We start from the raw sequence: 12,648 nt of genomic DNA on the forward strand, positions 1-12,648 counted from the left end.
TCCCTTCGATTTTTTTTGGGTTTTTCTGCTTTCGCCGCCCACCTCCGCCAAAGGTACCCACAGCTTCATGAAGCCGCCGCGGTGGTGCCGAAGAAGGCAGCGTTCTCCCCACAAAAACTGGGTAACGCTGTGAACAACTCACGCATTCCTCTGTAGAGAGTTTCCAAGTCGTTGTTTTAAAAGGAGAAACAACAGAATGCTCAAGAATTGAGCAGTGGATGCCGTGGCCTCCAGGCGGCGAATTCAGCAGAATTTTCGGCCTTGTCAAAGGATAACTCTGGGGAAAAATCCGGCACAAGAGAACAGTTGTCCACAGCCGCGACGCGGCGAACGAAGTTGTTCCCTTGCGCGGCACAGCGCCGAAGCAGGGCTGCGCACATGCTTAGACGCATCGCAAGTCCTTGTCGGAGAACGAAAAGAAGGGGCTGTCCACAGAACTGGCGCTTCCTCTACTACTACTGCTAATTTAAATAAGAGAAATTAGAGATAGAGAGCGCGAAAAAAACGTCGAAGGCGTCCCCACTTTCGCGCGGATCGGCTGGGTCGGCCTCCGGTTCGCTCGCCCATCGCGGCAACCGCCGCCGTCGGCGAGCGAACTCGGCGCCCTACAGGGTCATAAACCGGAGACCAATGCACGCCGACCGCTAAAAAGTGCTCAGAACGCGCCGACTTCGCCGCGCGCGGACCCGCCAACCCGTGTTTTCTCCCCACAAACACTGGACAACTCTGTGAACAACTCAGGTGCTTTCTTGTAAGAGCGCTGCAAGTGCTTGTTTTCAAAGGAAAAACAACAAAGTGCTCAACGCTTGAGCAGTGGATGTCTTGTCGCGCAGGACCCCTTTCACAGCTTTTTCAGCCCTTGTCAAAGGACAAGTCTGGGGAGAATTCCGAAGGGAAACCGCAGTTGTTCACAGCGCGCAGGCCGTGGCCCAAGTTGTTCCCTGCGGCGCGACAGCGCGAGCGCTGCGCTGCGCACATGCTTCGCGGGACCACAAGTCCTTGTCACATCACGAAAATATGGGCCTGTCCACAGCCGGGTGCGACCCTTATCTACTACTACTAATTTGAATGTAAGAAATAAAAGAGAAGACAAGGGCCAACTTGCTTCGAAAAAAATCATTCCGCAGCGGGCGACCCGCGCCGCGTCGCTACCATTCCCGGCATGAACGCCCCGTCACTCGCCTTCAACTCCCGGATCCTGATCGCGGAAGACGAGCCCGGCATCGCCGACACGCTGCAGTACGTGCTGCGCAGCGACGGGTTCTCGCCCGTCTGGTGCCCGACGGCGCAGGAAGCGATCGCGCAGTTCAGCCGTGAAGCCCCGGCACTGGCCATCCTGGACGTGGGTCTGCCCGACCTCAACGGCTTCGAGCTCTTCAAGCGCCTGCAGGCATTGCCCGGCGGCGCGGCCGTGCCGATGATCTTCCTGACCGCCCGCAGCGACGAGATCGACCGGGTGGTCGGCCTGGAACTGGGGGCCGACGACTACATTGCGAAGCCTTTTTCGCCCAGGGAACTCGTGGCCCGGGTCAGAACGGTACTCAGGCGCAGCGCAAGGGCCGTTGTCAGCCCGTCCGCAGCCCCCCCTGCCCCCATGGCCTCCAGCGCGCCACAGCCCTTCCTGCTCGATGGCGAGCGGCGCCAGATCCGCTACTACGGCCGGGCGCTGGAGCTGTCGCGCTACGAATACGGCCTGCTCTGCCTGTTCGTGCAGCGGCCAGGCCGCGTCTACACGCGCGACGAGCTGCTGGAAATGGTCTGGGACGACCCGGGCGACAGCTTCGACCGCACGGTCGACGCCCACATCAAGACCCTGCGCGCCAAGCTCAAGGCGATCGCGCCCGAGGTCGAGCCGATCCGCACCCTGCGCGGCACCGGCTATGCGCTGAACGAAGAACTGCCGGCAACGCCTTGAGCCTGCGCATGAGCCGACGCAGCCGGATCTTCCTCGGCATCCTCCTGATCTACGCCGCGGGCATCGCCTTCCTGCTCTACCGCGTGGTCGGCGACATCGACCCGCGCTACCGCGAATCGGCCGAGGAGTCGCTGGTCGACACCTCGCAGTTCATGGCCAGCCTGATCGAGCAGGATGTGATCGCCGGCGCCATCAACACCGCGCGGCTCGAGCCGTTGTTCCGTTCGGTCTATGCGCGCCAGTTCTCGGCCCAGATCTACAACCTGCACAAGAACCGCGTCGAACTGCGCGTCTACGTGACCGACCGCAACGGCCGCGTGCTCTTCGATTCGCTGGGCCGCGCCACCGGCGCCGACTATTCGCGCTGGATCGACGTCAGCCGTGCGCTGGCCGGCGTCTACGGCGCGCGCACCTCGCGCGACGTCGAGGTCGATCCGCGCACCTCGGTGATGTACGCGGGCGCGCCGATCCGCTGGAACAACGAGATCGTTGGCATGGTCAGCGTCGGCAAGCCGGTGCAGAGCTTCGGCCAGTTCGTTGAGGACGCGCGGGCACGCACGCTGTGGGTCGGCGTCGGCTCGGCCTTCGCGCTGCTGGTGCTGGCGATCATCGTGTCGGTCTGGCTGGTGCGGCCCTTCGGGCTGATCTCCGACTACGTGCGCTGGACGCGCGCGCAGAAGAGCCTGAGCATGACCCGCATGGCCCGGCGCGCGCTCGACGCGCTGCGCGGCGGCTTCGGCGAGATGCGCGACGCGCTCACCGGCCGCAACTACGTGGCCGACTACGTGCAGACCTTCACGCATGAAGTGAAGAGCCCGCTGTCGGCGATCCGCGGTGCGGCCGAACTGCTGCAGGAGCCGTCGATGCCGCAGCACGAGCGCGAACACTTCCTGGCCAACATCGAGCGCGAAACCCAGCGCATCCAGGAGATCGTGGACCGCATGATGGAGCTCACCGCGCTGGAAACGCGCCGGGTGCTCGAGCGCACCCAGCCGGTCGCGCTGGCCACGCTGCTCGACGAACTCGCCGCCAGCGCGCAGGGCGCGGCTTCGGCGCGCGGCGTGCGCGTGGCGCTCGACCTGCGCGCCACGCCGCTGACCGAAGGCGATCCCTTCCTGCTGCGGCGCGCGGTGAGCAACCTGCTCGACAACGCGATCGATTTCTCGCCGGCCGGCAGCGCGGTGCTGCTGAGCCTCGAGGCCGATGCGAAGCAGGCGCGCATCGCCGTGCGCGACCATGGCCCGGGCATTCCGGACTACGCGCGCGACAAGGTGTTCGAGAAGTTCTATTCGCTGGCCCGCCCCAACGGCCAGAAGAAGAGCACCGGCCTGGGCCTGGCCTTCGTCAAGGAGATCGCGGCGCTGCACCGCGGACGCATCGAACTGGCCAATGCCAAGGGCGGCGGCGCGCTGGCGGTGCTGACGCTGCCGCTGAGTTCAGGGCACTGAAGCCGCGCGGCAGAGAACGCTAGCGGAACATGTCGAGGATGCTCTTGCGTTCCTCGTTCGATGGCGGCGTGCCGATCGGCGCACCGGTGAGCGTTTCGGCCGGCGGCGTGTCGCCGTCTTCCATGCCCAACGTGGCCACGCTGTGGCCGGGCGTGAAGTCGTCGAAGTACCAGTTGCCGTCGATCTGCACCAGGCCCTCGGGCGCGGTCGCTTCGACCACCGGCGTGCCCTGCAGCGCGGTCTTCATGAAGCCGGTCCACACCGGCAGGCTCAGGCTGCCGCCGGTCTCGCCGCGCACGCCCAGGCGGCGCGGCATGTCGTAGCCGATCCAGGCCACGCCCACCAGGCCTGGCTGGAAGCCGGCGAACCAGGTGTCGAGCGAATCGTTGGTGGTGCCGGTCTTGCCGTAGAGGTCGTCGCGGCGCAGCGCCTGCCAGGCCTTGCTGCCGGTGCCGCCCTTCATCACGCTGTTGAGCAGCGTGTTCATCACGAAGGCGTTGCGCGCCGGGATGGCGCGCATCGACTCGTCGAGCACCGGCGGCGCGTTCTCGGTCAGCACGCGGTCGCGTGCATCGGTCACGCGCGTGATGAGCTGCGGGCTCACACGGTAGCCGCCGTTGGCGAACACCGCATAGGCCGCGGCCATCTGCATCGGCGTGACCGAGCCCGCGCCCAGCGCCATCGGCAGGTTGGCCGGCTGCTTCTCGCGCTCGAAGCCGAAGCGCGTGACCCAGTCCTGCGCGTAGCTGGGACTGATGGACTGCATCACGCGCAGGGTCACCATGTTCTTGGACGCCATCAACGCACTGCGCAGGCTCATCGGTCCTTCGAAGGTGCCTTCGAAGTTCTTCGGCTCCCAGGCCTGGCCGCCGTTGGCCGCGGCATCGAAGGCCATCGGCGCGTCGTTCACCACGGTGGTGGGCGTGAAGCCCTTTTCCAGCGCGGCCGAATAGATGAAGGGCTTGAAGCTCGAGCCCGGCTGGCGCCAGGCCTGCGTCACGTGGTCGAACTTGCTCTTGCCGAAGTCGAAGCCGCCCACCAGCGCCTTGACCGCGCCGTTGCGCGGGTCGAGCGCGACGAAGGCGCCTTCGACCTCGGGCAGCTGCACGATCTCCCAATCGTCCTTGGCGTTCTTCGCGACACGGATCACCGCGCCGCGGCGCAGCCGCAACGTGGCTGGTGCCTTCTCCGACAGCGCGGCGCGCGCGGGCTGCAGGCCTTCGCCCGACAGGGTCAGCAGGTCGCCGTTGGCGCGCACCGCGACCAGGTTCTTCGCGCTGGCCGACAGCACCACGGCGGCGATCACGTCGCCGTTGTCGGGATGGTCGGCCAATGCGTCTTCCACCGCATCGTCGAGCGCGTCGGTTTCGGTGGGCAGTTCGACGAAGGCCTCGGGGCCGCGGTAGGGCTGGCGCCGTTCGTAGTCGAGGATGCCCTTGCGCAGCGAACGGTAGGCGGCCGTCTGGTCGGTCGCGACCAGCGTGGTGTAGGCCTTGAGCCCGCGCGTGTAGGTGCTGTCGCCGTACTGCGCGAACAGTGTGCGCCGCACCGACTCGGCCACGTACTCGGCGTGCAGTTGCCGCGGGTCGGCCGCGTCGCGCAACTGCAGCGGCTCGGCCGCGGCCTCGGTGGCCTGCGCCGCCGTGATCGCACCGGTCTCCTGCATGCGGGCGAGCACGTGCAGCTGGCGCGTGCGCGCGCGGCGCGGGTTGCTCATCGGGTTGGCGCTGCGCGGTGCCTTCGGCAGGCCCGCGAGCATCGCGGCCTGGGCGATCGTGATGTCCTTCAGCGGCTTGCCGAAGTAGGCCTCCGACGCGGCGGCGAAGCCGTAGGAACGCTGGCCCAGGTAGATCTGGTTCAGGTAGATCTCGAGGATCTGGTCCTTGCTCAGTTGCCGCTCCAGCCGCAGGGCCAGCAGCGCCTCGGAGACCTTGCGCGAATAGGTCTGCTCCGAGCTCAGGTAGACGTTGCGCGCGACCTGCTGCGTGATGGTCGATGCGCCCTGGCGCGTGCCATGGCGCAGGTTCGACAGCAGTGCGCGCGCAATGCCCTTGGCGTCGATGCCGCCGTGCTCGTAGAAGCGCGCATCCTCGACCGCCAGCACCGCGTCCTTGAGCACCTTGGGCACGGCGTCGATGGGCACCAGCTGGCGCCGCTCTTCGCCGAACTCGCCGATCAGCTGGCCGTCGGCCGTGTACACCCGCAGCGGAAGCTTGGGTTGGTAGTCGGCCAGCGCCGAGACGTCGGGCAGCTTCGCGTCGATGGTGCGCCAGGCGATGCCGCCCGCGGCGAGCAGCACCACGACGGCCGCTGCGCTGGCGATGGCGCCGATGCGCAGCGTGCGGCGGCGCCGGGCCGCGCGATCGGAGGGAGTGGGAGAAGGGAGAGAAGCCATCGGGAGTTCGGGAGATCAGCGCGGGGTCGGCTCGGTCGGAGTCGCCGCGGGGCGCATCGGTTCCTGGCTTTCCGGGAGTACCTGGGTATTGCTGCGCGAAAGCGCATACCAGTCGACCTTGCGGGTTGCAAGCATCAGGGCGGCCAGCATACCGAAGGTCAGCAGGGCGCCCAGTAACAGCGCGTTGCTTTCCGAGGCCAGCAGGCCGTAGAGCGCGGCGTAGAGCACTGCCACATAGGCACCGAAGCCCACGCCGCGCCGCCAGCCGCCCAGCGCGGCACTGAAGTAGATGGCCAGCAGCGCGACGCTCGCGCCCGCCGCGGCGGCATACGCGAGGCCGAAGGCGAGCTTCTCGGACAGGGCCAGTAGCAGCAGGAAGAACAGCGCGATCGACAGGCCGACCAGGCCGTACTGCACCGTGTGCAGCCGCAGCCGGCCGAACAGCTCGGCCATGAAGGCGGCCATCAGCACCAGGCCGATGAACAGTGCGCCGTACTTGCCGGCGCGGGTGGACATCGCATAGACGTTGAGCGGCTGGGCCAGCGAGATGTCGAAGGTCTGCAGCGGTCCGGCCGGCGGCGCGGCATGCGTGGTCGATGCCATGGCCTCGACCGCCACCGACTCCCCGCGGGCCGGCGCGGCGCGCGCCACGTCGATCGCCGAAGCGCTGGCCGTGGCACGGTCGTCGAGCCAGCCCGCGCGCACCTGCTCGCGCGCCGAACTCACCAGAGAAGACACGCGCCAGCGTGCATCGAAGCCCTTGGCGTCGATGCTGCGTTCGGCCGCGAGGAAGCGGCCGCCGAAGCGCGGATGCGCCCAGGGCGACTGCAGGTGCGCGGTGGTCTCGTCGGCGATGGGCACCAGCGACAGCGTCTCTTGGCCGACCACGCCGACCTTCATCTCGAAGGGCAGCGTCTTTCCGTCGAGCCAGGCCGTGAGCGCGGCACCGCCCAGCGGTGCGTGGATGCCGGCGCCGAAGGCCTGGTCCGACAGGCCGGGCATGCGTTGCGCGAAGCGCAGGGTCTCGCCCTGCATCGTGAGCGTGGGCGAGCCGTCGAGGCCGCGCAGGTCGCTCAGGTTGAACACCACATAGGGCGTGCGGAACTCCAGGTTGGTGTCCGGCCCCAGGCGCTGCACCTTGCGCGATTCGAAGGGCGCGAAGCCGCCGCTCAGCGTGGCGTCGAGTGCGTAGAACGGGATCTTGAAGATGCCGCGGTAGCGCTCCTGCGGTGCCAGCGCGCCCTCGATGTGCAGCTTGTCGGGGAACACCAGGTGCACGCGCTGGGCGCTGCGCTGCACGGTGCCGATCGCCTTGCCGCTGCTGTTGCGCTGCAGTTCGTTCCAGCGCTCGGTGTAGGGCACCACCAGCACCGGGCCGATCACGGTCTGCGGGCCGGTGTAGGTGCTCGCGAGTTCCGCGGCGGCCTCGCGCTGGCTCTCGCCGCGGCCGCGGTTGAGCGTGTCGATCTCGCTGAGCGGGATGCACAGCAGCAAGGTCAGCACGATCAGCCCGAGCACCTTGGTGAGGATGGAGTTGCGAAGCATCTGGAAGAGCATGTTGTTGTCCCCTGGGGGTGAGGCCATGGTGGCGATGCGCCGATGCTCGCCTCGGCGTTGGAAGGCCGTATGAAGGCGCCGCGCACACGCACTTCACGCAGACTTCACACAGCACGCCGTCCCTTCGCACCGCCTTCCCCTGCGCGTCCGACAGTCCTTCCCATGCCCCGCCAAGGGGAAACGCAGCAGCAAGCAAGCACCCAAGAAGGAACGACGCCATGCAACACCACACCTCGCGACCCGGACGCTGGCTCTGGGCCGGCACTCTGGCCCTGGCCACCACCGCCTTCGTGGCGCTCACCGCGCAGCCATTGCATGCGCAGGAGGCCGCGCCGCGTGAGAAGACCGAGAGCCCCTACTTCTTCGTCAAGAGCGACGACCCGGCGGTCGACCAGCTGCCGCTGAAGAACACCGCGGTCGACGTGAAGATCTCGGGCGTGATCGCCGACGTGACGGTCACGCAGACCTACCGCAACGAAGGCCAGCGCGCGATCGAGGCGCGCTACGTGTTCCCGGGCTCGACCAAGGCTGCGGTCAACGGACTCAACGTGCGCCTGGCCGATCGGCTGATCACCGCGCAGATCCGCGAGAAGCAGCAGGCGCGCATCGAGTACGACGCGGCCAAGAAGGAAGGCAAGACCGCGGCGCTGCTCGAGCAGCACCTGCCCAACGTGTTCCAGATGAACGTGGCCAACATCCTGCCCAACGACGAGGTCAAGGTCGAACTGCGCTACACCGAACTGCTGGTGCCCAACGCGGGCAACTACCAGTTCGTGTTCCCGACCGTGGTGGGGCCGCGCTACCGCAGCCCGGCGGCAGCGGAAAGCTCGCCGCTGCGCAACGTGGCGCAGCCGGTGCTGCATGCGGGCGTGCCCTCGAACGCGGGCTTCCAGCTCAAGGTCGCGCTCGACACGCCCATGGGCCTGAAGGAAGTGCGCTCGGCCACGCATGCGATCGATGTGAAGAAGAGCGATGCCGACCGCCATGCGAACGTCGCGCTCACCGCCACGCTGGAATCCGCTTCGAACCGCGACTTCGTGCTCGACTACCGGCTGGCCGGCGAGAAGATCGAATCGGGCCTGATGCTCTACAAGGGCCAGGGCGAAGGCGCGGAGAACTTCTTCCTCGCGATGGTCGAGCCGCCCAAGTCGGTCGCGGCCAGCGCCATCTCGCCGCGCGACTACATCTTCGTGGTCGACATCTCGGGCTCGATGCACGGCTTTCCGCTCGACACCGCCAAGACCGTGCTCGAGCGCCTGATCGGCGGCCTGCGCCCCAGCGACACCTTCAACGTGATGCTGTTCTCGGGCAGCAACAAGATGCTGTCGCCGAAGTCGGTGCCGGCCTCGCGCGCCAACATCGAGCAGGCGCTGGCCACGATCAAGAACTACAGCGGCAGCGGCAGCACCGAGCTGATCCCGGCCCTCAAACGGGTCTATGCCGAACCCAAGGCACCCAACGTGTCGCGCACCGTGGTGGTGGTGACCGACGGTTATGTCGACGTCGAACGCGAGGCCTTCGATCTCGTGCGCCGCAACCTCTCGAAGGCCAACCTGTTCGCCTTCGGCATCGGCTCCTCCGTCAACCGTCACCTGATGGAAGGCCTGGCCCGTGCCGGCATGGGCGAGCCCTTCATCATCACCGACCCGATCCAGGCGCCCGAGCAGGCCGCGCGCTTCCGCCGCATGGTCGAGTCGCCGGTGCTGACCAACGTGCGTGCCACCTTCGGCGGCCTCGACGTGTACGACGTCGAACCGACGGTGCTGCCCGACGTGCTGGGCGAGCGTCCCGTGATCGTGTTCGGCAAGTGGCGCGGCGAGGCCCGTGGCCGCGTGGTGATCGAAGGCCAGAGCGCCAGCGGCCCTTACCGTGAAGAGGTCGAGATCGACGGCCGCACGCCGCAGAACGCCGCCGCGCTGCGTTCCTTGTGGGCGCGCCACCGCATCGCCGCGCTCAGCGACCAGGAATCGCTCGAGGGCGGCGACGCCTTCGCCAAGCGCATCACCGAACTGGGCCTGAAGTACAGCCTGCTCACGCAGTACACCAGCTTCATCGCGGTGGACAAGGTGGTGCGCAACCCGGCGCCGCAGAACGCGGCCGGCGTCGACCAGCCTTCGCCGCTGCCCAAGGGCGTGGAAGACAGCGCGGTGGGCCAGGCCCTGGGCGCCGAAGTGCCCAGCACGCCCGAACCCGAGATGCTGGGCGCAGTGGCGGTGGTGCTCGCGATGCTGGCCATGCTGCGCCGCCGCGCGCGCCGCAACGACACGCGTCGCTTCACCTCGTGACCAGGAGTCCAGAGATGTCGCTGGCTTCCATCGCCTCCACCCATCCGCGCTTCATCGACGGCGGCATCCGGCTCGACCGCGTGCCCGCCACCGCCTGGCTGGCGCTGCAGGGCGTGGCGCTCTGGCCGACCTGGACCTGGATGGCCGAGCGCATGCGCGACGGCTCCGACGATCCGCTGGGCCTGCTCGCGATCGCCGCGCTGGTGGCGCTGGTCTGGCAGGCGCGGCGCGAACTGCGCGCCGCGCCGCGGCTGGGCTGGCTGCTGAGTGCCTCGCTCGGCACCCTGGCCGCCACGGTGCTGCATCCGGTGCTGCCGCCGCTGGCCGCAGGCCTGCTCGCTGTGCTGGCCTGGGCCTGCGGCCTGTTGGCCTTCCTGCCGCGCCGCATGGCCGCAGCCCCGGTGGCGGGCCTGGCGGTGCTGGCGCTGCCGCTCTTGTCCTCGCTGCAGTTCTATGCCGGCTATCCCTTGCGCGTGCTCACCGCCGAGGCCAGCCGCTGGCTGCTGATGCCGGGCTTCGACGTCTCGCGCGAAGGCAGCACCTTGCTGGTCGACGGCCGGCTGGTGATCGTCGATGCGCCCTGCTCGGGCGTGCAGATGGTGTGGCTGGGTTACTTCACGGCCTGTGCCGTCGCGCTGTGGGCGCGCCGCAGCGACCGCAGCTTCCTGACGCGGCTGCCGCTGGTGGGCTTGCTGGTGCTGGTCGGCAACATCGTGCGCAACGCGATCCTGGTGGCCTTCGAAGGCGCGGGCCAGCCGCTCGGGCCGTGGGCACACGGGGCGCTGGGCCTGCTGCTGCTCGCCATCGTCTGCGGCGGCATCGCCGTGGCCATGGCGCGGCCATCGGCGGCGCCGGCGGCTGGCCCGCAACCCAACCTGTCGGCCCTGCCCTGGCTCGACCGCTGGCTGGCCAACCGCTTCGTGCACCGCATCGCGCACAAGAGCCTGTTCGCCGCCGCGATGGGGCTGTGCACGCTGTTCTCGCTGGCCCAGGCGCTGCAGGCGCCGGCGGTCCCGTCGACGGTGTCGAGTTCTTTCCACGAATGGCCGGCCGAATGGGATGGCGCACCGCTGCGGCCACTGGCGCTGAGCGAGGTCGAGCACCGTTTCGCACAGCAATTTCCCGGCGCCATCGCGCGCCGCACCGACGGCGAATCGATGTTCGTGCTGCGCCAGGTCACGGCGCCGACGCGCATGCTGCATCCGGCGGTCGACTGCTACCGCGCGCTGGGTTACCGTGTGGAGCAGGTGCGGCTGGAACAGGATGCGCAGCAGCGGCTCTGGCGCTGCTTCGCGGCCCAGCGCAAGCATGGGCAAACCCTGCGAGTCTGTGAGCGCATCGTCGATGCCGACGGGCGTGCTTTCACCGACACTTCAGCCTGGTACTGGGCGGCCGCCGGTGGTCAGTCGCACGGTCCCTGGCAGGCCGTGACCGTGGCGCGGCCGATGTGAGGATTTCGTGGGTCATTTGATGTGAAGAAAACATTGCGTTTCGTGCTGCTGGGTTTGCTGGCGCTGGGCCTGACCGCCTTTTTCGCCCTGGTGCTGATCGTCCGGCTGGTGCTGGCCCCGGCCAGCGGCGAATGGGCGGCGCCGATCGCGCTGGGGCCGCTGCGCTTCGAGGTCGGCGTGCCCACCACGATCCGGCTGGCCACCTCGAGCTGGTTCGCGCCGCACCTGGCCGGCCGCTCGATCGCCACCGACCACGGCACGCTGCAGCTGGGCTGGAACGAGGCCGGCCAGAACCTCGAGCTGCATTGCGCGCCCTGCAGCGTCAACGTGCCAGCCCTCGGCGCGCAACCGGTGCGGGTGGCGAAGCTGTTCGCCACGGTGCGGCGCGACGGTAACCTGCTGGCCGGCCGCTTCGAAGCCCAGCCCGAGGGCGCCGAAGGCGCCGAGACTGGCAACCCCGCCATGTCCGGCGCACTCAAGGGCCGCTGGGACGGCCGCCTCACGCAGCAGGCGCTGCATCTCACGCTGGACGCCGACGATGCCCCGATCGCCCGCTGGTATGCGGTGATGGTGCCCACGCTGCCCGAACTCAAGCAGGCGCGCATCGCGGGCACGCTGGGCCTGCGCGCCCAGCTGGGCCTGCCCGAGGGCGCGCTCGCGCTGCAGCCGCGCATCGCGGGCTTCAGCGTCGACGGCCTGGGCTCGGAAGCCCTGCTGGGCGCGCGCAGCAGTTGCGGCCCCAGCGCGAAGCTGACCAAGGACAGCTGGCTGGCGCGCGCCGTGATCTCGGCCGAAGACCAGCGCTTCTTCACCCACCCGGGCTACGATCTCGAGGAACTGGGCGCAGCCCTGGCGGCCAACCAGAAGCGCGGCGGTATCGAGCGCGGCGGCAGCACGCTCACGCAGCAGCTGGCCAAGCTGGCGATCACCGGCAGCGAGCGCAGCGGCGAGCGCAAGTTGCGCGAGCTGCTCTATGCGGTGGAGATGGAACAGACCCTGGGCAAGGCGCGCATCCTGCAGCTCTACCTCGACAACGCGCCCTGGGGCGGCGCGCTGTGCGGCGCCGAGGCCGCGGCCAAGCGCTACTTCAACCGCAGCGCGCGCACGCTCGAACCCGCGCAGGCGGCCTGGCTGGCGGCCATGCTGCACAAGCCCTCGGCCGAACTGGCGCAGTGGCAGAGCACCGGCAGCATCGATGCCGCGCGTTTCAAGCGCGTGGCCGAAGGCATCCGCGGCATCAGCCGCGCGCAGCGCGACACCCTGCTCAAGGGTGTGGCGGCGGCGCGCTTCGCGGCCCCGCCCTGAGGCCGCTCAACTCCCACCGAGCTTCGAGACGATGTAGGCCAGGCTCGTGACCACCGTGATGTGGATCGCGTAGGGCACGCGGTTCTCCCGCTGCGTGCCGGCCATGGCGATGACCGCGCCCACGAGCGTGAGCAGGCCGAGTCCGATCGTCGTCTGAAGGTCCATGGTTTCGGGAAGGCGTGAAGGAAGTCGCGGCGAACCTTGGCGGGGCCGCGGCAAGAAGGAAGGAAGGGAGGGGGAGAGGGGCAGCGAACAGCAGGCGCCGATGTTAACGAGGGCGCCGACCGATGCA

8 protein-coding genes are annotated in these 12,648 nt (G+C 68.4%); 5 read left to right on the top strand and 3 right to left on the bottom strand.

Annotation, left to right across the window (positions count from 1 at the left end; genetic code table 11):
* The first annotated feature begins 1,162 nt into the window (after window positions 1-1,162).
* Both creB and creC read left to right on the top strand, forming a co-directional pair.
* Window positions 1,163-1,915, top strand: a complete 753-nt coding sequence (gene creB / locus A9977_RS30195; protein WP_183028497.1) for a two-component system response regulator CreB — start codon at window positions 1,163-1,165, stop codon at window positions 1,913-1,915.
* 8 nt (window positions 1,916-1,923) lie between these two features.
* On the top strand, window positions 1,924-3,363 hold the full coding sequence (gene creC, locus A9977_RS30200) for a two-component system sensor histidine kinase CreC (RefSeq protein WP_183028498.1): 1,440 nt from the start codon (window positions 1,924-1,926) through the stop codon (window positions 3,361-3,363).
* Between the two features lie 19 nt (window positions 3,364-3,382).
* Here the strand turns inward: creC and A9977_RS30205 are convergent, their stop codons facing one another.
* Complete coding sequence (locus A9977_RS30205) at window positions 3,383-5,758, bottom strand: penicillin-binding protein 1A (protein WP_183028499.1); 2,376 nt, start codon at window positions 5,756-5,758, stop codon at window positions 3,383-3,385.
* 15 nt (window positions 5,759-5,773) lie between these two features.
* A complete protein-coding gene (gene creD, locus A9977_RS30210; protein WP_183028500.1) occupies window positions 5,774-7,315 on the bottom strand; it encodes a cell envelope integrity protein CreD in 1,542 nt (513 codons plus the stop codon).
* Between the two features lie 218 nt (window positions 7,316-7,533).
* Between creD and A9977_RS30215 the strand changes: the two genes are divergently transcribed.
* From A9977_RS30215 to A9977_RS30230, 3 genes are read left to right on the top strand one after another with little or no spacing between them, the layout of a single operon-like run.
* Window positions 7,534-9,600 (top strand): VIT and VWA domain-containing protein, encoded by a 2,067-nt coding sequence (locus A9977_RS30215; RefSeq protein ID WP_183028501.1) that lies wholly within the window; start codon window positions 7,534-7,536, stop codon window positions 9,598-9,600.
* Between the two features lie 14 nt (window positions 9,601-9,614).
* Window positions 9,615-11,051 carry an exosortase Q gene (gene xrtQ, locus A9977_RS34530; RefSeq protein ID WP_259652216.1) on the top strand — a complete coding sequence of 479 codons (1,437 nt, stop codon included), beginning with the start codon at window positions 9,615-9,617 and terminating at the stop codon, window positions 11,049-11,051.
* Between the two features lie 21 nt (window positions 11,052-11,072).
* A complete protein-coding gene (locus A9977_RS30230; protein ID WP_183028502.1) occupies window positions 11,073-12,356 on the top strand; it encodes a biosynthetic peptidoglycan transglycosylase in 1,284 nt (427 codons plus the stop codon).
* A 6-nt stretch (window positions 12,357-12,362) separates the two neighbouring features.
* Here A9977_RS30230 and A9977_RS30235 read toward each other — a convergent pair whose 3' ends face one another.
* On the bottom strand, window positions 12,363-12,521 hold the full coding sequence (locus A9977_RS30235) for a hypothetical protein (protein ID WP_183028503.1): 159 nt from the start codon (window positions 12,519-12,521) through the stop codon (window positions 12,363-12,365).
* Window positions 12,522-12,648: the final 127 nt, after the last annotated feature.

This window comes from Variovorax sp. UMC13, from assembly GCF_014170375.1.
Classification (GTDB): Bacteria; Pseudomonadota; Gammaproteobacteria; order Burkholderiales; family Burkholderiaceae_C; genus Variovorax.

Bases quoted from the DNA above. Each gene is read 5' to 3' on its own strand.
- creB (WP_183028497.1), top strand. From the start codon at position 1,163: ATGAACGCCCCGTCACTCGCCTTCAACTCCCGGATCCTGATCGCGGAA.
- creC (WP_183028498.1), top strand. From the start codon at position 1,924: ATGAGCCGACGCAGCCGGATCTTCCTCGGCATCCTCCTGATCTACGCC.
- A9977_RS30235 (WP_183028503.1), bottom strand. From the start codon at position 12,521: ATGGACCTTCAGACGACGATCGGACTCGGCCTGCTCACGCTCGTGGGC.
- creD (WP_183028500.1), bottom strand. From the start codon at position 7,315: ATGCTCTTCCAGATGCTTCGCAACTCCATCCTCACCAAGGTGCTCGGG.
- A9977_RS30205 (WP_183028499.1), bottom strand. From the start codon at position 5,758: ATGGCTTCTCTCCCTTCTCCCACTCCCTCCGATCGCGCGGCCCGGCGC.
- A9977_RS30215 (WP_183028501.1), top strand. From the start codon at position 7,534: ATGCAACACCACACCTCGCGACCCGGACGCTGGCTCTGGGCCGGCACT.
- xrtQ (WP_259652216.1), top strand. From the start codon at position 9,615: ATGTCGCTGGCTTCCATCGCCTCCACCCATCCGCGCTTCATCGACGGC.